The organism is Streptomyces sp. R21, assembly GCF_041051975.1.
Taxonomy (GTDB): Bacteria; Actinomycetota; Actinomycetes; order Streptomycetales; family Streptomycetaceae; genus Streptomyces.
The window spans coordinates 5,693,703-5,713,740 of sequence record NZ_CP163435.1; the positions used below are offsets into that span (position 1 = coordinate 5,693,703).

General features: G+C 70.8%; 19 protein-coding genes. 8 read left to right on the forward strand and 11 right to left on the reverse strand.

The genetic code is table 11. The annotated features are described in order from the left end of the window. Positions 1–37 precede the first annotated feature (37 nt). Together AB5J56_RS25525 and AB5J56_RS25530 are read left to right on the forward strand one after the other, a co-directional pair. Entirely contained in the window at positions 38–1,309 is a 1,272-nt protein-coding gene (locus AB5J56_RS25525) for an acyl-CoA dehydrogenase family protein (RefSeq protein ID WP_369235336.1), read from the forward strand. Next, complete coding sequence (locus AB5J56_RS25530; RefSeq protein WP_369235338.1) at positions 1,309–1,857, forward strand: nitroreductase family deazaflavin-dependent oxidoreductase; 549 nt, start codon at positions 1,309–1,311, stop codon at positions 1,855–1,857. Before AB5J56_RS25525 ends, AB5J56_RS25530 begins: the two co-directional genes overlap by 1 nt. A gap of 55 nt (positions 1,858–1,912) precedes the next feature. Here AB5J56_RS25530 and AB5J56_RS25535 read toward each other — a convergent pair whose 3' ends face one another. After that, a complete protein-coding gene (locus AB5J56_RS25535) occupies positions 1,913–2,536 on the reverse strand; it encodes a LysE family translocator (protein WP_369235340.1) in 624 nt (207 codons plus the stop codon). A gap of 82 nt (positions 2,537–2,618) precedes the next feature. Here AB5J56_RS25535 and AB5J56_RS25540 point away from each other — a divergent pair, with 82 nt between their 5' ends. Next, positions 2,619–3,071, forward strand: a complete 453-nt coding sequence (locus tag AB5J56_RS25540; RefSeq protein ID WP_369235342.1) for an Lrp/AsnC family transcriptional regulator — start codon at positions 2,619–2,621, stop codon at positions 3,069–3,071. Between the two features lie 113 nt (positions 3,072–3,184). On the opposite strand, the gene AB5J56_RS25545 is transcribed toward AB5J56_RS25540, so the two are convergent. Beyond that, positions 3,185–3,832 (reverse strand): TetR family transcriptional regulator, encoded by a 648-nt coding sequence (locus AB5J56_RS25545; protein ID WP_369235344.1) that lies wholly within the window; start codon positions 3,830–3,832, stop codon positions 3,185–3,187. Between the two features lie 328 nt (positions 3,833–4,160). Between AB5J56_RS25545 and AB5J56_RS25550 the strand changes: the two genes are divergently transcribed. Further along, the gene (locus AB5J56_RS25550; RefSeq protein ID WP_369242767.1) at positions 4,161–4,823 is read left to right on the forward strand and encodes a VOC family protein; all 663 of its coding nucleotides are present in this window, start codon (positions 4,161–4,163) and stop codon (positions 4,821–4,823) included. A gap of 235 nt (positions 4,824–5,058) precedes the next feature. Continuing rightward, complete coding sequence (locus AB5J56_RS25555) at positions 5,059–7,404, forward strand: PQQ-binding-like beta-propeller repeat protein (protein WP_369235346.1); 2,346 nt, start codon at positions 5,059–5,061, stop codon at positions 7,402–7,404. 420 nt (positions 7,405–7,824) lie between these two features. Here the strand turns inward: AB5J56_RS25555 and AB5J56_RS25560 are convergent, their stop codons facing one another. Next, the gene (locus AB5J56_RS25560; protein ID WP_369235348.1) at positions 7,825–8,388 is read right to left on the reverse strand and encodes a hypothetical protein; all 564 of its coding nucleotides are present in this window, start codon (positions 8,386–8,388) and stop codon (positions 7,825–7,827) included. Between the two features lie 291 nt (positions 8,389–8,679). Here AB5J56_RS25560 and AB5J56_RS25565 point away from each other — a divergent pair, with 291 nt between their 5' ends. Continuing rightward, complete coding sequence (locus tag AB5J56_RS25565; RefSeq protein WP_369235350.1) at positions 8,680–9,219, forward strand: hypothetical protein; 540 nt, start codon at positions 8,680–8,682, stop codon at positions 9,217–9,219. 9 nt (positions 9,220–9,228) lie between these two features. Here the strand turns inward: AB5J56_RS25565 and AB5J56_RS25570 are convergent, their stop codons facing one another. The 3 genes from AB5J56_RS25570 to AB5J56_RS25580 are packed head-to-tail and all read right to left on the reverse strand — an operon-like array spanning position 9,229 to position 11,679. Further along, on the reverse strand, positions 9,229–10,017 hold the full coding sequence (locus AB5J56_RS25570) for an enoyl-CoA hydratase/isomerase family protein (RefSeq protein ID WP_369235352.1): 789 nt from the start codon (positions 10,015–10,017) through the stop codon (positions 9,229–9,231). Continuing rightward, complete coding sequence (locus AB5J56_RS25575; protein ID WP_369235354.1) at positions 10,014–10,529, reverse strand: Zn-ribbon domain-containing OB-fold protein; 516 nt, start codon at positions 10,527–10,529, stop codon at positions 10,014–10,016. Before AB5J56_RS25575 ends, AB5J56_RS25570 begins: the two co-directional genes overlap by 4 nt. Before the next feature lies 1 nt (position 10,530). After that, complete coding sequence (locus AB5J56_RS25580; protein ID WP_369242769.1) at positions 10,531–11,679, reverse strand: lipid-transfer protein; 1,149 nt, start codon at positions 11,677–11,679, stop codon at positions 10,531–10,533. 172 nt (positions 11,680–11,851) lie between these two features. Between AB5J56_RS25580 and AB5J56_RS25585 the strand changes: the two genes are divergently transcribed. Further along, positions 11,852–13,438 carry a FadD3 family acyl-CoA ligase gene (locus AB5J56_RS25585; RefSeq protein WP_369242771.1) on the forward strand — a complete coding sequence of 529 codons (1,587 nt, stop codon included), beginning with the start codon at positions 11,852–11,854 and terminating at the stop codon, positions 13,436–13,438. A 26-nt stretch (positions 13,439–13,464) separates the two neighbouring features. Here AB5J56_RS25585 and AB5J56_RS25590 read toward each other — a convergent pair whose 3' ends face one another. After that, positions 13,465–13,671: a DUF397 domain-containing protein gene (locus AB5J56_RS25590; protein WP_369235356.1), complete on the reverse strand. Its 207-nt coding sequence runs from the start codon at positions 13,669–13,671 to the stop codon at positions 13,465–13,467. Next, positions 13,652–14,500: a helix-turn-helix domain-containing protein gene (locus AB5J56_RS25595; RefSeq protein WP_369235358.1), complete on the reverse strand. Its 849-nt coding sequence runs from the start codon at positions 14,498–14,500 to the stop codon at positions 13,652–13,654. Before AB5J56_RS25595 ends, AB5J56_RS25590 begins: the two co-directional genes overlap by 20 nt. Positions 14,501–14,668: 168 nt before the next feature. Here AB5J56_RS25595 and AB5J56_RS25600 point away from each other — a divergent pair, with 168 nt between their 5' ends. After that, a complete protein-coding gene (locus AB5J56_RS25600; protein WP_369235360.1) occupies positions 14,669–15,043 on the forward strand; it encodes an ATP-binding protein in 375 nt (124 codons plus the stop codon). A gap of 46 nt (positions 15,044–15,089) precedes the next feature. On the opposite strand, the gene AB5J56_RS25605 is transcribed toward AB5J56_RS25600, so the two are convergent. From AB5J56_RS25605 to AB5J56_RS25615, 3 genes are all read right to left on the reverse strand, one after another. After that, positions 15,090–16,052: an endonuclease domain-containing protein gene (locus tag AB5J56_RS25605; RefSeq protein WP_369235362.1), complete on the reverse strand. Its 963-nt coding sequence runs from the start codon at positions 16,050–16,052 to the stop codon at positions 15,090–15,092. A gap of 375 nt (positions 16,053–16,427) precedes the next feature. Then, the gene (locus tag AB5J56_RS25610; RefSeq protein WP_369235364.1) at positions 16,428–16,661 is read right to left on the reverse strand and encodes a hypothetical protein; all 234 of its coding nucleotides are present in this window, start codon (positions 16,659–16,661) and stop codon (positions 16,428–16,430) included. A gap of 217 nt (positions 16,662–16,878) precedes the next feature. Further along, positions 16,879–19,842, reverse strand: coding sequence for a BTAD domain-containing putative transcriptional regulator (locus AB5J56_RS25615; protein ID WP_369242773.1), 2,964 nt, complete (start codon positions 19,840–19,842; stop codon positions 16,879–16,881). Positions 19,843–20,038 lie beyond the last annotated feature (196 nt).

Here is a 20,038-nt window from a genome sequence, read left to right on the forward strand (position 1 = left end):
TAACATGACGCACCGTCAGATCCGAGGGAGTGTGCCCATGGACGCCCGCTTCACCGTCGAGCAGGACGAGATCCGCCGGACCGTACGGGAGTTGCTGCTCAAACGCTCCGGCCCCGACGAGGTGCGCGCCGCCGTCCGCACCCCCGCCGGATACGACACGGCACTGTGGGAGGCGCTGGCCGGGCAGCTCGGACTGCCGGGACTCGCCCTGCCGACGGCGTACGGCGGTGTCGGCTGCGCGGTCACCGAACTCGCCCTCGCCTGCGAGGAGTCGGGCCGCGCTCTCGCGCCCTCGCCACTTCTCGCCACCGCCGTCCTCGCGGCCCCGCTGATCCTGGCCCTAGGTACCGAGCCCCAGCGCGCCGAACTGCTGCCCCGCCTCGCCTCCGGCGAGCTGACCGCCGCCCTCGCCGTGCCGGGCGCGGGCCTCGCCACCGCCCTCGGCCTGGTCGGCGACAACCACGGGGACTGGGCGGGCGGCGGGCGCGCCGGCGGCGTGCAGGCCCGGCAGGTGGACGGTGCCTGGCGGCTCTATGGGCAGGCACCACAGGTGCTCGACGGACATAGCGCGGGCGTTCTTGTGGTGGCCGCCCACACAGGAGGGTTCGCTCGGTCGCGGACGCTGCTCTTTCTTGTGCGGGCGGCGGACGCGGGCGACCGGCTTGTACGGGTGCGGCAGACGTCGTTGGACGAGACGCGGCCTCAGGCGCGCATCGAACTGCGGGATGTGGAAGCCGAGTTGCTGGGGGACGGGGATGAGGGTGGGGCTGGAGCTGGTGCTGGTTCAGGCGTGATCGGCGCGCTGGTCGATGTCGGGGACGCGGCTGCCGCCGTACTCGCCACGGAAGCCGTCGGTGCGGCGGACCGTGCCCTGGAGCGGACCGTCGAGTACGTGAAACAGCGGGAGCAGTTCGGGCGGGCGATCGGCTCCTTCCAGGCCGTGAAGCACCGGCTCGCGGACGTGTATGTGCAGGTACGGGCGGCGCGGTCGGCGGCGTACTACGCGGCGTGGGCCGCGGGGGACAGGACCGGGACCGATACCGGGAATGGTGCCGGTCCCGGTCCCGGTGCCGGTACCGGGGAGGAGCGGGTGGGCGGGCTAGCGCTCGCTCAGGCGCTGGAGGCGCTGCGCACCGCCGCCGCCGAAGCGATCCAGCTGCACGGCGGCATCGGCTTCACCTGGGAACACGAGGCCCATCTGTACTTCAAGCGGGCCGCCGGGGACGAGCTGCTTTTCGGGCCCGTGCACCGGCTGCGGGCCTTCGCGGCGGACGCTGCGCGGCTGTTCGACGGGGAGGTGGTGGTGTGATGGCCTCGCAGACGCCTCTGGGGGTTCGGCTCGTGCAGAAGGTGTCCTCGACGCGGACCTTCGCCAAGGTCGCCCCGCATCTCATCCCGGCCATGGACCGCGCGGTCCACCGGGTGACACGGGGGAAGGTGCTGCTCAGCGCGCAGATGCTGCCGGGGGTCATCCTCACGGTGCGCGGCGCGAAGAGCGGACTGCCCCGGCGTACGCCGCTGGCCTGCATGCCGGAGGAAGGTGCGGGCGGGGGAGGGGCCGAGGCCGGGGCGAAGGTCGGAGCCGAAGCGGGGGCCGGGACCGGGCCCGGCAGCTGGCTGCTGATCGGGTCCAACTTCGGGCGTCCCGACCACCCGGCCTGGACCGGCAACCTCCTCGCCCACCCCGACGCCGACATCAGCTGGAAGGGGCAGGACATCCCTGTCACGGCCCGGCTCCTGGAAGGCGAGGAGCGGGCGGCGGCCTGGCAGGCGGCGCTCGCGTTCTGGCCGCCGTACGCCACCTATCAGGCACGGATCGATCGGGAGATCCGGCTGTTCAGGGTCGTACGGCGATGAGTTCGCCGGTTCTCGTACGGCGATGAGCTCACCCGGCTCGCCCGGCATACGTGCCCTACAGGGCTGCGAGCTGCTCCACCAGCAGGAAGCCGCCGATGCCCAGCATGGCCGCTCCGGAGGTGCGGGTCACCGCGCGGGCCGCGCTCGGGCGGGCCCGCAGGACGGCGCGGGCGAGCAGGCCGACGGTGAGGTAGACGGCGGCGCAGTTGGCCATGTGGACGGCGCCGAGTACGCCGGTCTGGGCGGCGACGGGGACGCGCGCACCGGTGATGACGAGGAACTGCGGCATCACGGAGAGGTAGAGCAGCAGGCCCTTGGGGTTGAGGCCGCTGATCCCGGCGCCGCGCAGGAAGGTGCGGGCGGGCGACGCGGCCGGTGTTCCGTCCGCCGCCCCCGGAGTGGCGGGCCGGCGCAGCACGCCCCACCCCAGCCACACCAGATAGCCGGCGCCCGCCACGGTGAGCGCTGTCAGCAGCACCGGCGATCCCGCCACCAGTACCGACAGGCCGGCCATGGCCAGCAGAGTGTGTCCCGCGTACCCGGCGACCAGGCCGCCGACCGCCCAGAGCACCGAGCGGCCGCGCAGGCCCGCCGCTATCGCGTACGCCCAGTCGGCGCCCGGCACGCACACCAGTAGCAGGTCCACGGCGAGGAAGGCTGTGATTGTTCCCGTATCCACAAGGGCGACATTAGGCGCGATCAGGCCAAAGATGTTCCCGAAGTTTGCCCGTGAGTGGGTGTTTCAGGGGAAGATATGCCCCATGGACGACGTGGATCAGAAAATTCTTGCCGAGCTTCAGAAAGACGGGCGGCTGAGCGTGACCGAGCTGGCCGCGCGGGTGCGGCTGAGTGTCTCGCCGTGCCATCGGCGGCTGCGTGAGCTGGAGCGGTCCGGGGCCATCCGTGGATACCGGGCGGTCGTGGACCCGGCGGCGCTCGGCCTGAACTTCGAGGCGCTGGTCTTCGTCTCCATGCGGCAGGAGGACCGGGACACGGTCGCCGACTTCGAGAGCGCGCTCGCCGAGATCCCGCACGTGCTGGACGCGGAACGGCTCTTCGGCGAGCCCGACTACCTGCTGCGCGTCGCCACCGCCGACCTCGCCGCCTTCCAACGGCTCTACGACGAACGGCTCGCGACCCTTCCGGGCGTACAGCGGCTGACGTCCACGCTGGTGATGAAGCATGTCGTCGCGGACCGGCCGTTGCCCGTGTAGGCCCGCGGAGGCCCATACGGACCCGTGCAGCGCAGCAGGCGACAGCCCAGCGAGTGGGCTGCCGCCTGCATGACAGGAATTCGGGAAACGGGGTGTGCCGGGGAGCGCCGGTGCTACTTCGTCGGCTTCTTGCCCGTGACGCCCAGGTGCACCAACAGGGCCAGATTCGGCTTGAGTTCAGCCTGTTTGACGCCCCATGTCTGGAAGCCCTTCTGGTGCGAGGCCACCGCGGCGAGCATCGCGACGAGCGAACCGGCCATCGCCGCCGGGTTCACGTCCTTGTCGACCTTGCCCTTGGACTGGAGCTCGGTGACCGTGTCCGTAAGGGAGTTGTTCACCGAGTTCAGGATCTTCATGCGGATCTTGTAGAACCGCTTGTCGCCCTCGGCGGCGCCCAGATCGACGACCCGAAGGATCGCGTCGTTCTTGCGCCAGAACTCCAGGAATCCGTCCACGAGTTCCTGAGCGGTCTGCCATCCGGCCTTGCCGACCCATGAACGGCCCGCGAGCAGCTGGGTCAACCCGGCGCCCTCCGCGGCCATTTGCTCGGCGATCTCCAGGACGGCGCCTTCGACGTCCGGGAAGTACTGGTAGAAGGTCGCGGGTGAAGTGCCCGCCTTCCGGGCGACATCAATGACTTTGACGTCCCGGTAGGGCGAAGAGCTGAGCATCTCGCTGAGGCAGTCGAGCAGCTTCTGCCGGGTCGCCTGCCCACGCCGTCCGGCCACGCGGCCGTCGACGGTACGCACTTGTCCTGTCATGCCGTCAGCTTACCGAGGGGTGATCGGAGCGCGATTCGGCCGACTGCAAATGGGGTGCGCCTGCTCTGCGGGATGCGTGAGCGGCCATTAGCTTGGCCGCATGGCCGAACCCACGGCATCCGCCGCATCCGCCGGATCCGACAAGAACGGTGCTCCGGGCGATGAACGCGATGAACCGGTACCGGTGACGAACGGTGCCCCGGGCGATGCACCCGTACCGGAGGAGAAGGGCGCCCCCGAGGCGAAGGGTGCGCCCGGCGGCAGCGGTGCCCCCGTCCCGGAGAGCGACTCCTTCGCCGAAGGCGTCCCCTGCTGGGTCGACGCCCAGATTTCCGACGTGGAAGCGGGCAAGCGCTTCTACGGTGAGCTCTTCGGGTGGACCTTCGAGGAGGCGTACGGCTCCTCCGCCTGGGCGTATCTCGACGGGCGGCCCGTCGCCGCCCTCGCGCCCAAGCGGGACGGCCGGATGCCCACCGTCTGGACCGTGTACTTCGCGACCCCCGACGCCACCGCGCTCGCCCGCCGGATCGGGACGGCGGGCGGCCAGGTCATCATGGCGCCGCTGCCCGTCGGCCGGCTCGGCACCACCGTGCTCGCCGCCGACCCCGAAGGCGCCGTCTTCGGCCTGTGGCAGCCCGGCACCCACACCGGTTTCGGCCGGCGTCACGTCCGCGGCACCTTCTGCTGGGCCGAGCTGTATGCCCGCGACACGGCCACCGTCGACCGCTTCTACGGAACCCTCTTCCACGACGCCCTCTTCGGCCCCGACGCCACCCCGGACTTCGGCCGCGCCTCCGTCTCCGACGTCTTTCCGGCCGAGATGCCGCCCCACTTCCTCGTGCACTTCGGCGTCCGCGACTGCGAGGAGGCCCTCGGGACGGTCCAGCGGCTCGGCGGCCGCGTCCAGGCGACGCCCTTCGACACCTCGTACGGAAGGGTGGCGGTGGTCACGGACAACCAAGGGGCGTCGTTCGCCGTCCTTCAACGATGATCGTCGTACGGCGATCATCGTCATGCGGTGATCCGCATGCGGCGGTCAGCACGGCCGCGTGGGAGAAGTGTGGGCTTTTGTGCCGAGACACCCCGATCTGACCCCGGGTTCGCAACCAGTGGCCCGGACAGGAAGAATCGGGGTGCGTGCCGCCATGGCGGTGCGGTGGTGAGACGCTGCACTGGGCTGCGTTCATATGTGGATGACGCGGCCCGTACGGGGAGGTGGCAGGCAAGTGGTGGATCAGCTGACGCAGCACGATCCGCGGCGGATCGGGCCGTTCGAGGTGCTGGGACGGCTGGGTGCGGGCGGCATGGGGCTGGTCTATCTCGCGCGCTCGGCGTCCGGGCGGCGCGTGGCGATCAAGACGGTCCGGACGGAGCTCGCCGAGGACCAGCTCTTCCGCGTCCGCTTCACGCGTGAGGTCGAGGCGGCGCGTGCCGTGTCCGGCTTCTACACGGCGGCCGTCGTCGACGCCGACCCGCGTGCCGCCGTGCCGTGGCTGGCCACCGCGTACGTGCCCGCGCCCTCGCTCGAGGAAATAGTGAATGAGTGCGGGCCGATGCCGGCCCAGGCGGTGCGCTGGCTGGCCGCCGGCGTCGCCGAGGCGCTGCAGTCCATTCACGGTGCCGGGCTCGTGCACCGCGACCTCAAGCCGTCCAACGTCCTCGTCGTCGAGGACGGGCCGCGCGTCATCGACTTCGGCATCGCGTCCGGCGTCTCGAACACTCGTCTGACCATGACGAACGTCGCCGTCGGCACGCCTGCCTACATGTCTCCCGAGCAGGCCAAGGACTCGCGCAGTGTCACCGGCGCGAGCGATGTCTTCTCGCTCGGCTCGATGCTCGTCTTCGCCGCCACCGGGCACGCGCCCTTCCACGGGGCGAACCCCGTGGAGACCGTGTTCATGCTCCTGCGTGAAGGTCCTGACCTCGAAGGACTCCCGGACGAACTCCGTCCGCTGATCGAGTCCTGCATGCAGATGGAGGCCACCGGCCGACCCAACCCGGCCGACCTCCAGTCCCAGCTGGCACCCCACCTCTTCGGCTCCGGCTCCGACGACAGCGGTACGGCGTCGGCGTGGCTGCCCGAGCGGGCGGTGAGCCTGATCGAGACGCGCCGCGGGGGGCGTGTCGCGGCCAGTGTGGCGCCGCCCAAGAACCGCAGTACCGGCGGAGGCGGCCGTTCGTCCGTGCCGCCGCCGCCCTCGCACGCACCCGTGCCCGTCGGCGCCCCCGACAGCGGGCCCGTGCGGCTCGCCGGGGCGCAGGTGCCCATCGGGCCCGGGCCGCGTGTCGCCGACGCCCGTGCCGCCGCAGTGAAGGCGCCTCCTCCCGAGGCCGGCCTCGCCGCGTCCTGGTCCCGGCCGCGCATCGGCGTCAACGGCGCCGACCCCATGGCCGCCGTCGCACCCCCCGTGCCGACACCGGCCCCTTCGTCCGAGTCCCCGTCCGGCTGGCGGCCGTGGCGTTTCCGCATGTCCAACGATGTCTGGGGTACGCCGTCCGTCGCCGGCGACCTCGTCTACGTCACCTCCTTCGAGGTGCACGCCCTCGACGTGGCCACCGGACGGCGCCGCTTCAAGACACGTGACGTCGCCTGGTCCATGGCGGTCGCCGACGGTCGTATCCACGCCTCCGACGGGCCCACCCTCTTCGCGCTCGACGCCCGCGAGGGCGGCGACCTCTGGCGGCTGTCCACCGACGCCTGGGTGTACTCCCTGAAGGCGGACCGCGGCACCGTCGTGACCGGAACGCGCGGCGGCGGTGTCCAGGCCTGGGAGGCGTCCAACGGCCAGAAACTCTGGGAGATCACCGGCGCCCAGACCGACTTCGAGTCCCCGGAGGCCGGGCCCGCCGTCCACGACGGCACGGTGTACGTCTGGAAGGACGCCCGGCTGCGCGCCCTGGAGGCCCGCACGGGCGAGGAACGCTGGTCGTACCCGATCGGGGACGCGGCGTCCTGCGGTGGGGTGCCGGTGCGGGTGACGCAGGCGGCGGACGGGTACGTCTACGTCTCCGCGGGGACGCGTGTGCTGGCCGTCGACGTCGCGAGTGGTCACGTTCGCTGGCACTTCGAGGCGCCCGCGGTGTTCCTGTGTCCGCCCACGTTCGCGGCGGGGCCCGCCGTGACGGGGGGCGGGGTGTACCTCGCCGACTACCTCGGCACGGTGTACGCGCTCGACGCCACGGACGGCCGCGATCGCTGGCGCATCGCGACCGAGTCCCGCGCCTCCATCGAGCCGGTGCTCGTCGCCGGGGGGCATGTGCACGTGGGCAGCGGCAAGGGGCTGTACACGCTGGACGCCGTCACCGGTACGCCGAAGTGGCGCTTCCAGGCCGGCGGCGACATCGTGGGCGCCCCCGCCGTCGCCGAGGGGCGCATCCACTTCGGCTCCTCCGACCACCTTCTGTACACCCTGAAGGCCGACGACGGCCGCCTCCGCTGGAAGCTGGCCACCGGCGGCGAGATCACGGGCGCTCCCGTCGTGAAGGACGGGGTCGTCTACGCGTGCAGCAAGGATCGGTGTGTGTACGCGTTGGACGCGGAGAAGGGAACGGGGACGGCGCGCACTTCGTGACGCGCCGTCGGGCCGCGGGGCGCCTGCGGTGCGGTGGGTGGGTCGGTACGTTCTGCCCGTCGCCGCGTGGGCGTACTGCCCGGGGGCTGCATATGGCGGGACTTGGCGGGCGGTCTGCTACGCGACGGGCAGGAACGTACCGGCACGGCCCCTTGCGCCGGTGGGCGACTGCGGGTGGTGCCTCGCTTGCTGCGGGCACGCGTGCGGGCTGGGGCGGCTGCCCACCCAGCAGCGGCGCCGGTCCGCTCAACCTGCGGGCAATCGTGCCGCTGGGGCGGCACGGGTGGGCGCAGGCGGTGCCTCGTCAGCGCCGAGTTGCGTGACCCACCCCCGCTCAGCACCCACGCCGGGTGACTGTTCAAACAAAGAGTGACCGGGGTTTGCCCACCCACCCCGGGGGCCGTAGGGCGAGGCTGGTGATCAGGTGTGGTCCTGAGGCGGGCGGCGCCATGTGGCGGTCGGCTGGTCCTCAGCAGGCACCGTGCCGCCGGGCTCCGGCGCAGCACCGCCCGGCGGAGGAGCCGTAGGTTCGGAAGGCGGCACCGTAGTGAGGCGATCGCGGCGCCGCCCCCGGCCCCGCATCACCCCGGCCCCGACGAGCAGCAGCACACCGCCCGCGAAGGCCCCCGCCACCCCCAGCCCGAGCCCGTTCCCGTCCGAGTCGACGCTGAGGCTGCCCTCGAACTGTCCGACCCGGACCATCCACAGGACGGTGAAGCCGAGGACGATCACGCCCGCCAGGGCCACCAGGAGCCGCGACCGCAGCAGGACGCCCACGAGGGTGATCACCGCCGCGACGACGAGGGGAAGGAAGAGCGAGGCGAACAGCCCGGCCCGGACGTCGGTGACACCGGACCCGGAGAACAGGTCGCCGAGGCGGTAATAGCGTCCGTGACGGCCGTCGTACCAGGCACGGAAGGGGCTCCAGACGGCGGCCGTCGCTCCGATGAGCGCGAGAATCGATCCGAGTACGTTACGCGCCATACGCGGCCCTCCTCACAGCTCTCGCCCCCGACGCTACGCCCAGCTCGCAACCCCCGCCACGTGGCGAAAAGTGCCCGGTGGGGGGAGGAAGGGCGACTGCGGCGGCTGGCGTATTCGGCCGGGGCCAACCACCCGGCGCCGTACGGGCGTTGGGGTGGACGGAGACACGCGGGCGGCGCTGCTAGGGTGACGGTTCCCGGTCGGTGGATCTTGGAATTCGGACCGGGTTCTCTTTTCCTGCACGCCGTGCTTCCGCGTGCAGTCATGAACGATTTCAACGGGGGTTGAAACGTGAAGCTTCGCCATGTCCGCGCCATCGCCGTCTTCGGCATCGCCGTGATCGCGCTCACCGGAGCGCGCGGCTCGCACGGCGGCGGTTGCAGCAGCGGCTCCGGCAGCCACTCCTCCAGCACCAGCGGGGGCTCGAGCGGCGGCAGCAGCCACTACGACGATGACGATGACGACTACAGCGGCTCGTCGTCCGTCGGTGCTACGGGCAGCTCCACCGGGGCCACCACCGGTAGCGGCAAGGCCACCCGTCCCGTCGACGACGTGAAGATCGAGACCTGTGTCTTCGACGAGTCGCGCGGCATCGTCGCCCACGTCAGCGCCACCAACAGCAGCGCGAGTACGTCGTACACGTACAAGTTCTCCGTGACCTTCAAGGACCCGGCCGGGAACATCGTGCGCACCAGCAACTCGACCATCCCGTACGTCTCCGCGAGCAGTGAGGACACCCTCGACGTCGCCGCCTCCTACGTCCTCAAGGACGGCGAGGTGGGCAGCGACTCCGTCTGCGTCCTCAAGGACGTCACCCGCACCGCGGACTAGATCCCGTGGTCAGCGGGTTCTGAAAGCTGAGCGGCGGGCGGTGAAGAGTCCCGCCTGCCGCTCGCTCGGCAGATTGCCGAGCGAGATGAGGTGCGGCGCCTGTGCGAACGCGTGGGCGCGTGCCGCCTCCTTCGCCGCCCAGCAGGCCCGCACGGTGCCCTGCACGGCCTCCACCGGGTACGACGCGATGACCGCGGCACTGCGTACGGCCGCCTCCACGGCCTCTCCCGGCGCCGTCAGCTCCGACACCAGCCCCACCTCGTACGCCCGCCGCGCCGAGATCCGCTCGGCCGTCCCCATCAGCGCCATCCGCGTCACCTCCCCGGGCGGCATGCGTTGCGCCAGATAGATCGACTCGTACGCGCTGACCATGCCGTAGGTCGTGTGCGGGTCGAAGAACGTCGCGGACTCGTCCGCCACGACGAACTCCGCCTCGCCGATGAGATAGAACGCCCCGCCGCAGGCCATGCCGCTCACGGCGGCGATGACCGGTTTCCAGAGGTCGTTGGCCTTCGGGCCGATCGCGATCAGCGGATCGTCCATCATGTAGGGGGAGTTGGGCTGGGGGACGTCGGCGGTGCGGTCCAGGCCGGTGCAGAAGGCCCGCTCGCCGGTACCGGTGATGACGATTGCCCGTACGGAATCGTCGAAGCGGAACTCCCGCCAGGTGGTGGCGAGTTCGTCGGCCATGGCCAGATCGATGGCGTTGAGTTTCTCCGGGCGGTCGAGGGTGAGGATCGCCACGCCGCTGTCCTTGTCGATGGCTGTGCGCAGGCTGCCCCCATCGCCGGTGTTCACGGGCGCTCCAGGATCCAGCGGGGCAGCGCGACTCCGCCGACCTCGGCGAAGACCGCCTGCACGCGCGCTCCGATGCGTATGCGCTCCAGCGGAACGGAGTTGAGGGGTGCGTCCGGGGCGCTGACGAGGTTTCCGACGAGACGTATGCGCGGGGCCTCCGCCAGCTCCACCAGGATCGCGTTGTACGGAGCCTGCGCGGCGTAGGCGGGGAGGAGAGGCGGGTGCGGGATGACGTACGACCAGATGCGGCCCTTTCCGCTCATTCTCCGCCACTCGCTCTCGAAGGAATGACAGTGCGGGCAGCAGGGGCGGGGCGGGAAGCGGAGTTCGCCGCATTCGGAGCATGCCTGGACGCGGAGTTCGCCTGCGGCGGCGTACTGCCAGAAGGGGGCGCCGTCGTCGTCCGGGACGGGCGAGAGGAGTGCGACGGACGCGCCTGGTCCCGTGCCTGGTCCCGTGCTTTGTTCCGCACCTTGATTCGTACCTTGCTTCGTGCCTTGAGTGTCGGGCATCTCAACTCCTCAGGAGCAGGGCCGAGGTGGGGACCCCCTCGCCTGCGGTGACCAGGCAGGTCGCGGCGCCGGGGACCTGGGCGGTGCTGGTTCCGCGCAGCTGCTTCACGCCTTCGTTGATGAGGTTGAACCCGTGGACGTACGCCTCGGAGAGGCCGCCGCCACCGGTGTTGAGCGGCAGCCGCCCCCCGATCTCCAGCGCTCCGCCCTCGGTGAAGGCGGCGCCCTCGCCCTTCCCGCAGAAGCCGTAGCCCTCCAGGGAGAGCGGGATGAGGGGGGTGAAGGCGTCGTAGATCTGGGCGACGTCGGCGTCCTCGGGCGTGAAGTCGGCGTGTTTCCACAGGTGTCGGGCGGTGGCCCAGGACGGGCCGGTGAGGGGGTCGTCGTTCCAGTAGTTGACCATGCCGTGGTGCTGGGCGGGCAGGCCCTGGGCGGCGGAGTGGATGTAGACGGGCGCCCGGCGGCAGTCGCGGGCCCGCTCGGCCGAGACGACGACACACGCCAACGCCCCGTCCGTCTCAAGGCAGTTGTCGAAGAGGCAGAGGGGTTCGCTGATCCAGCGGGAGGTCATGTACATCTCGCGGGTGAGCGGGCGGTCGTACATGATCGCGGCGGGGTTCTGGTTGGCCCGGTTGCGACAGGCGAGGGCCACGTTGAAGAGATGGTCGCGGGTGGCGCCGTATTCGTGCATGTAGCGGCGCGCGAGCATGCCGATCTCGTCGGCGGGGCGCAGCAGTCCGAAGGGGCGCGTCCACTGGGCGGGCGTGGGGAGTTGGACGCTGGTGTTCTTCCAGGGGCGGGGCCCGGAGCCCCGTTTCCGTGACCGCCAGGCGACGCCGACCGTGGCCTGTCCGGTGGCGATGGCGGCGGCGAGATGCGCGACGGTGGCACAGGAACCCCCACCCCCGTACCCGGCCTTACTGAAGAAGGTGAGGTCGCCGAGGCCGAGCGCCTTGGCCACCTCCACCTCGTCCGTCTCCTCCATCGTGTACGAGGCCAGCGCGTCGACCTCGCTCGGCGCGATCCCGGCGTCATCGAGCGCGGCGAGCACGGCACGGCAGGCCAACGTCTTCTCAGATTCGGGGAGTTGCTTGGCGAAGGGTGTCTGTCCGATACCGACGATGGCAGTCGCGTCCTTGATCCCAGCCATGGTCCCCGCCGTGATTCCCGCCGTGATCCCTGCCATGGGTGCATGCACCTCCGCGCGTGGTCCAGGAAGCTGACAGGGCGTCAGGCTACAGCTAATCTGACGGTCAGTCAGCTAGGCCGTGTGGAGTTGGGTGGGGAGGCTCGCCGTGCGTGATGACGTGCAGGCAGAGGGCATGGAGTGGGGAAGCATTCCCGGGCTGGTCCGCTCGGCGGCGACGCGATTCGCGGAGCGCGAGGCCGTCGTCGAGGGCCGTACCCGCATCTCCTACGGCGAGTTGGGCGCCCGGGTGGAACGGGCCGCCGCCGCGTGCATGGCGGTCGGGGTGCGGCTGGGCGACCGGGTGGCCATCTGGGCGCCGAACACCCTGGACTGGATCGTCTCCGCCCTCGGCGCCGTCTCGGCGGGCGCGGTCCTGGTCCCCCTGAACACGCGCTTCAAGGGTACGGAGGCCGCGGACGTACTGGAACGCAGCCGGGCCCGCCTCCTCTTCGTGACAGGCACCTTCCTCGGGACGTCGTACGTCGCCTCGCTACGACGGGCCCGCGCCTCCGGCACCGGACCGGGCCCGCTGCCCGGGCTCCCGCACCTGGAACAGGTGGTGGTCCTCTCGGACGACGCCCCCGCCGAATTCCGTACCTGGAAGGACTTCCTGGCGAGCGGGGACGGAGTGGACGAGGCGCAGGTCAGGGCCCGGGAGGCGGAGATCTCGCCGTCGTCCCCCTCGGACATCATTTTCACCTCAGGGACGACGGGCCGCCCGAAGGGCGCGGTGATCACCCACGCACAGACCCTGCGCGGATACGAGATCTGGAGCGACCTCGCAGGCCTGCGCCAGGGTGACCGCTACCTGATCGTGAACCCCTTCTTCCACACCTTCGGCTACAAGGCCGGCGTCATCGCCTGCCTGATGCGCGGCGCGACGATGATCCCGCAACCGGTGTTCAACGTGGACACGGTGCTGGCGAACATCGCCTCGGAACGCATCTCCGTCCTCCCCGGCCCGCCCACCCTGCACCAGTCACTCCTCGACCACCCGTCCCGGGAGACGTACGACCTGTCGGCGTTGCGGCTGGTGGTGACGGGCGCGGCGGTGGTGCCACTGAGGCTGGTGGAACGCCTGAGGTCGGAGTTGAGGATCGAGACCGTCCTCACGGCGTACGGCCTCTCGGAGGCGAGCGGCATCGTCACCATGTGCCGTCGGGGGGACGCGGCGCCGGTGATCGCCTCGACGTCCGGCCGGGCGATCCCGGGCACGGAGGTGCGGGTGGTGTCGGCCTCCGGTGACGTCCTGGACCCGGGCGACCCCGGCGAGGTCCTGGTCCGCGGCTTCAACGTCATGGGCGGCTACTTCGAGGACCCGGAGGCGACGGCGACCGTCCTCGCTCCCGACGGCTGGCTGCGCACCGGCGACGTAGGCGTCCTGGACCCGGCCGGCAACCTCCGCATCACCGACCGCATCAAGGACATGTTCATCGTCGGCGGCTTCAACGCGTACCCGGCGGAGATAGAGCAACTGCTCGGCCTCCACCCGGATGTCGCCGACGTCGCGGTGATCGGCGTCCCGGACGGCCGCCTGGGCGAGGTGGGCAAGGCCTATGTCGTACGGCGGCCAGGGGCCACCTTGACCGCCGACGACCTGATGGCCTGGTCCCGCCGCGAGATGGCGAACTACAAGGTACCGAGGGCGGTGGAGTTCGTGGGGGAACTGCCTCGGAACGCGAGCGGGAAGGTGGTCAAGGGGGAGTTGCGGGGGCGGTGACGTGGGGGCGGGGGGCGGGGCAGGGGTCAGCGCTTGATCTCTGCCACGAAGGCCGACCAGGCGGGGGCCCGGAAGAGGAGGACGGGGCCGCCTGTGTGGGTGGCCTTTGAGTCTCGGACGGGGGTGTGGGTGGGGTGGTCGGTGGCTACCTCGACGCATTCGCCGCCGCTGGAGTTGCTGTAACTGCTCCTGTGCCAGCGGGCGGTGCTCAAGTCAAGCTCTGCGCTTGCCATTTCGGTAGTCCTCCGCCGCTTGCTCGATCATGGCCAGGGATGTCTCCGGCGGTAGCGCCGCGGCCCTGAGCAGATCGTACGACCTGCGGTAGTCCTTCACGAGGGCTGGATAGTCGATCAGTTGGCCGCTGTGAAGGCCCTCCGTGTACACCACGGGCGGTGCGTCAAGGAAGGTCATGATCCTGATTATGCCCATCATGAGCGGGTGGGCAGCCGTTTCCGGAAGAAGCTGTAAAACGCTCTGCGTGGAACGGACCGCGTGGGCGATGTGCTCCAGCTGCGCCGCCATCTCCTCAGGCGGCAGCAGGGGGTTGCGGATCAGCGCCTCGCGGGTGACCGCCCAGAACGCCGGATGGTCTTCGCGTTCCCAGATCCTTGCGCGCTCGATGCGAGCGCTGACCTGCTTCTCGACCGTCTCGGGTCGCAGCCACGGACTGCCGGTCCGCACGACCTTCCGGGCATACGCCTCGGTCTGCAGCAGGCCGGGCAGCAGCATCGGCCCCCAATCCTCGATCGACTCCGCATGCTGTTCCATCTCAGCCACGTCGGCGAAGTACTCCGCATGTCCCGACTGCCGTGCCTTGCGGGCATCTTCACAGCGCCGTTGGAAAAAGCCGTCCGTGCCGAGCCTTTCGTCCACGTGCCGGGCCAGGTCCAGCGGCATGCGCCGCTCCCCGCGCTCGATCTGGCTCAGGAAAGGGACGCCTCGGAAGCTTCCCTCCGCCAACTGTTCGAGCGTGAGCCCCGCGAGTTCCCTCTTGAAGCGCAACTCGGCGCCGTAGAAGGACGGGACGTTCGCCGACGCGTCGGGGTCCTTACGGGAGGACACAACCCACCACCACCGTTTGCCAGTTGCCCTGCGTAACCCAAACCCCTTTCACGGTACGCCGCCCCACGTCAGGGTGTGACTGCTTCGTCACAGAACGCACCCAACGACCGGGAGGCACCCCATGCCCTGCCCCATCCGCCCCGTCGCGCTCCGCAAGGCGGCCGGAGAGTGAACGCTCCGCACCTCCAGGTGGACCTGCTCGCCGTACCGAAGGCCGTGCCCGAGCTGCGTCACGTCGTGCGTGGGTATCTCGGCGACAGGTGCCCCGAAGTGCAGCTCTGCGTCAGCGAGTTGCTCGGCAACGTCATCCGGCACGTGGGCGAGGGCACCCCCGTACGCGTACGCCTGTCCCGTGTCGCGCAGGGCCGTACCCGCGTCGAGGTCACCGACCCCGACCCGCGCGCCCTGCCTGTCCTCCTGTCCACCACCGGAGACGACGAGTACGGGCGCGGTCTCGTCCTGCTCGACGCGGTGGCTCTGCGGTGGGGCGTGGAGCAGGGGAGCGCGAGCAAGACGGTGTGGTGCGAGGTGGGGGAGGCGTGACGCTCCGGTTCCTCCGACCCCTTCAGCCCCTGGTGGCATGGGTGGACTACGGGCGCATCCCGATGGCCGCCTGAGCGAGGGCGGCGCGGATCTCCTCGATCACCTTCGCGGGGCGGTAGAAGACGTCCGCGGCGGTGTAGCGGAGGACGAGGCGGACCTCGGGGCACTGGAGGATCTGGTTGAAGCGGGCGATGTCCTCGCGGTGGGCGGCTCGGGTGCCGTGGTAGGCGTAGCCCTCGATCTCGACGGCCAGCCCTTCCGCCCGGAAGAGGAAGTCCAGGTAGCGGCGGCGGCCGTCCGGGGTGCGGAGTTCCGCCTGGCTCTCGGGGTGCAGGCCCGCGTCGTGCATGCGGAGGCGGGCGATGGTCTCGGCGGGGGAGCCGGCCCGGGGGTCGGCGAGGTGGAGGTGGCGGCGGGCGGCGGCCCCTCCCCAGAGAGGGGCTTCGAGCGCGGCGGCCACGTCGGCTGGGCGGAGGAGCGCGGCGCGGCGTACGCCGCCGACGGTGCGCCGGGAGAGGGCGGAGTCGACGGCCACGAGGGCTTCGTCGCGGGGCTCCGTACGGAGGAGGTCGACGAGGGTGCGGGTGGGCGCGGTGAGGCGCAGGCCCCAGCGGGTGAAGACCTCGCCGGGGGCGAGGGCCGCCCTGTGCACGCGGACGCCGCCCGCCTTCCTGCGGTCCCGCCGGGTGGCGAGCTCCGGGTCGGTGAAGACCAGGGGCTCGGGTTCCTTCGCGTTGTGGCTGAGCGTCTCGATCCGCCAGAGCGCGGCCGCCGTCCGGTGACTCGCGACGAGCTCCGTCTTCCGTAGCTGCGCGGCGCGGACGCGGGTGAGGAGGGTGACGTCCCGCCCCGGTTCGACCCAGGCACCCGGCGTGATCCGGGTCCAGCCTTCGGCGGTGAGGGCCCGGAGGAGGGCACGGGGAGCCCAACCGGCCTCCAGGGCCCGAGCGGTGAGCAGCACGCCGCCCTCTTGGACCAGCCCCCGCAGCGGCTCCCGTGTCGCTCCCATGCCCCTAGCCTCCCGTACCCCTCACCAGCCCCGGAGGCCCTGTGGATAACCCGGGCGGGGATGGAGATTTGGGGGAAGTGGAGGATTTCGGCGGTGGGGGGCGGGGGCTGTGGTGCGGGATTACGGGGGAGGGGGCGCCGAAAGGTTCCAGTTACGGGCCTTGGGGGCGCTGGGGACGGCAGCGGGGGCCGAGCGTGGTGGCTCGGCCCCCGGTGGTGCGGTGCTGCGCGTCAGGGAGCGTGCTGGTCCAGCGGGGCTGCGGTCGTGTCCTGCGGGCTCACCTGCGAGTGCCGGTCGGTCAACGCCGGACACGCCTCGGCCGCGGTGGCTCCCCCTCCGCGCCACCGCGGCCGATCCCCGTCGGGTAGGACGTCTTTACTTGTTGCCGTCCAGGTCCAGCGCGGGCGGCGCGGGCATGTTGTGGTCCATCGTCGTGATGACGTCCGTCGCCGGTTCGCTGGGCGTGGTGTCGTTCAGTGGGATGACACCGGAGTCCGCGGGCGGGGTGGGCATGTTGTGGTCCATCGTCGTGATGACGTCCGCCGCCGGTTCGCCGGGCATGTTGTGGTCCAGCGGAGTAACTTCCGTGTCCTTCTTCTTGTCACTCATGGTCTTGAGTTCCTCTGCTGTGGTGACGAGTGAGGAACGCCCGTCCAGAAGCTCCCCCGAGGGCCGCTGGACGGGCGTTCGGAGCCGCACACACTAGCTGCTCGGGCTCCTGGTCAGACCGTCTGCCCCCCGACGCGACGGTGTGACAGGTATGAGAGTGCCGCGCCGAGATAAACGAATGCTGAACGTGGGCAACTTCCCAGGTGGGAGCGCTTGATCACGCCGCCGAGGCCGGCGTGATCAGCGTGCGAACCTCGTCAGCTTCCGGAGCGCCGTTCTCTTCGTAGAGGTTGAGCGCCTCGCGCCAGCACGCCTTGGCGCGGTCCACCTGGCCCAGTACGGAGAGCGCCCGTCCCAGCAGCGTCAGGACGTTGCCCCGCATCCGGTCGCCGCCGATGCATCCCAGTGCGAGAGCCTGTTCGGCGTGCTGGGCCGCCTGGGCCGGGTGCTGAGCAGCGATGTGCACTTCGGCGATCCTGAAGTGCGTGATTCCTTCCCACAGCCTCTGCCGGTGGTCGGCAAAGGTGATCAGGGCCTCGGAGAATTGACTGAGGGCTTCAGCGTGACGATCGGCCGTGGTCAGGGCCACGCCCAGGGCGTAGTAGCCGTTGGCCAGCCGCATCGTGCTGCCCACCGCGACGTGCACGGCGAGGCCTTGCTGAGCGATTTCCACAGCCTTCGCGGGACTGCCCATCCCTATGTGGGCACGCGACAGGTTGCACAGAGCTGTTGCTTCGCAGAGTCGGTTACCGGCCGCTCTGAACCCTTCGATGGCTTGGTCGAAAAAGAACTTGCCGTCCTCATACCGGCGTTGATGAAGGGCGATGAGTCCTCGGTCGTTTGCCGCCCAGCTGGTGGCGGTGGGGTCCTTGGCAGCGGCTGCGCACTCCATGGCGAGCCGTGCCTCCTCCGCCGCCTGTTGGATGCGTCCGGACACCAGCAGGACCCAGGTGAGCGTCGTCCGGGCCCTGCCCTCTGCGTGGGTGTCATCCGCCGCGTGGGCCGCATCGCGAACTGCCAGTGCGGTTGTCTCGTACTGGTGAGAGTTGGCCCCCGACTCGGTGAGGTCCTGGGCCGCCCACAGTAGATCGACCGCACGCCGAAGCCGGTTCGTCTCCGCGGACTGTCGTACGCAAGCCAGCAGCGGAGCCGCCTCGGTGTACAACCAATCGAGGGCCGCCGCGCCTTCGGTGAACTGGAGCCCCGCGTACTCGGTGACCTCCAGGTCATCCACCAACCGATCCCCAGGCCGCTCAATCGCATAAACCCGTGCCGCCGTAGCCAAATAGAAGTCCAGCAACCTGGACATGGCCGCATGCCGCTCGCTGGGCGGCTGTTCATCCCTCTCGGCGCACGCACGCGCGTAGAGCCGTACCAAGTCGTGGTACCGGTATCGACCGGGGGCCGCGGACTCCACCAGGGACGTGTCCACGAGGGACTCCAGCAAGTCCTCGGTGTCCTCGATGTCCAGGTCCAGCACCGCAGCCGCCGCCGCCAGTGAGATGTCCGGACCGTCCGCCAGCCCCAGCAGGCGGAACGCTCGTGCCTGCGCCGGTTCCAGCTGGCCGTATCCCAGCTCGAAGGTGGCCTTGACCGCCAGGTCGCCGGCCTGGAGCTCGTCCAGGCGGCGGCGCTCGTCGGCGAGCTTTGCCGCCAGGACGGACACCGTCCACGTCCGGCGAGCGGCGAGCCGCGAAGCGGCGATGCGGATGGCCAGCGGCAGGAATCCGCACGCCGCCACCACGTCCAGCGCCGCTTCCCGCTCCGAGGCCACCCGCTCATCGCCGACGATCTTCGTGAAGAGCTGCAACGCCTCCTCGGGGGACATGACGTCCAGGTCGACGAGGTGTGCGCCCGCCAGGTCCACCATCCGTACCCGGGAGGTGACGAGAGCTGCGCAGCCCTCCATGCCAGGGAGCAGCGGGCGGACCTGGGCGGCATCCCTCGCGTTGTCCAGCAGGACCAGGACACGGCGCCCGTCCAGCACCGAGCGGTACAGCGCCGCCCGTTCGTCGAGGGAGTCCGGAATCGCCGAGTCCGCCGTGCCGAGGGCCCGTAGGAACGCGCCGAGCACCGTCTCCGGCTCCGCCGACCGCGCTCCGGCCCCCTGCAGGTCGACGTACAACTGCCCGTCGGGGAAGGCGCTCCGCGCCTGATGGGCGACGTGCACCGCGAGCGTCGTTTTTCCGACGCCCCCGATCCCGGCCAGCGCCGAGACCGCCATCACGCTGCCCTCGGCCGTGGACGCGGAGGCGAGTACCTCGCTCAGCTCCGACACGAAGGACGACCGGCCCGTGAAGTCCGTGACCGTGGCGGGCAGTTGGGCCGGGCGGACCGCCGCCGCCGCGGGCTCGGCCGACGGAGCCGAGGGTTCCGCCAGCCCTGGGTCCGCCTGGAGAATGCGCTGTTGGAGGTCGCGCAGGCCAGGGCGCGGGTCGACTCCCAGTTCCTCCGCCAGCAGGCGCCTCGTGTCCGCGTAGACGGCGAGGGCCTCCGCCTGGCGGCCGCTGCGGTACAACGCGAGCATGAGCAGTTCGCGCAGGCGCTCGCGGAGTGGGTGCGCGGCCGTCAGGGCTGTCAGCTCCGACACCGCCTCCGCGTGGCAGCCCTGCTCCAGGTCCATGTCCAGGCGTGATTCGAGGAGTTGGAGACGCCATTCCTCCAGGCGGGCCCGCTGGGTCTCCGCGTAGGGGCCGGGGACGGAGGCGAGGGGCTCGCCGTCCCAGAGGCTCAGGGCGTGCCGCAGCAGGTCGCGGGCGTGGCACAGGTCCCCGGCGCCACGGGCCTTCTCCGCGTCCGTCGCGAGTTCCTGCGCCACGGACAGGTCCAGCGCCCCGTCCGCCAGCGAGCGGATGGCGTATCCGCCGGACTCGCTGGCCAGGACGCCGGGGTCCAGCACCTTCCGCAGCCGGGATGCGTACGTACGGACAGCGGCCAGTGCCTGCGACGGCGACTCGTCGCCCCAGAGGGCGTCGATCAGCTCGGACGCGGTGGCCGTGCGGCCCTCACGCAGCAGAAGGGCGGCCAACAGGGCGCGTTGCTGCGGGGATCCCGTGGGCAGGGACTCCGAGCCGCGCCAGGCGCGCACCGGGCCGAGCACGCTGAAGCGCAGCGCCACCGATTCCTCGGCACGCTGCGGCTCCGGTACCCGCTGCTCCGGTACTCGCGGCACACCGTCCATCGCTGTCCCCCTGCCGAACGTCATGACAAGGAAGCCAGTTTGCCTTGTTCATGGCGGATACGTCAGCCGTGGGAGACAGCGATCACAGGTGACCGCACGGGACACCACAAGGTCCTCACACGGTCTCCTCACACATCCGCACAGAGTCGCGCACATCCAGGGCCGCATCCCGGATAGCTGACGCACCGTCAGATCA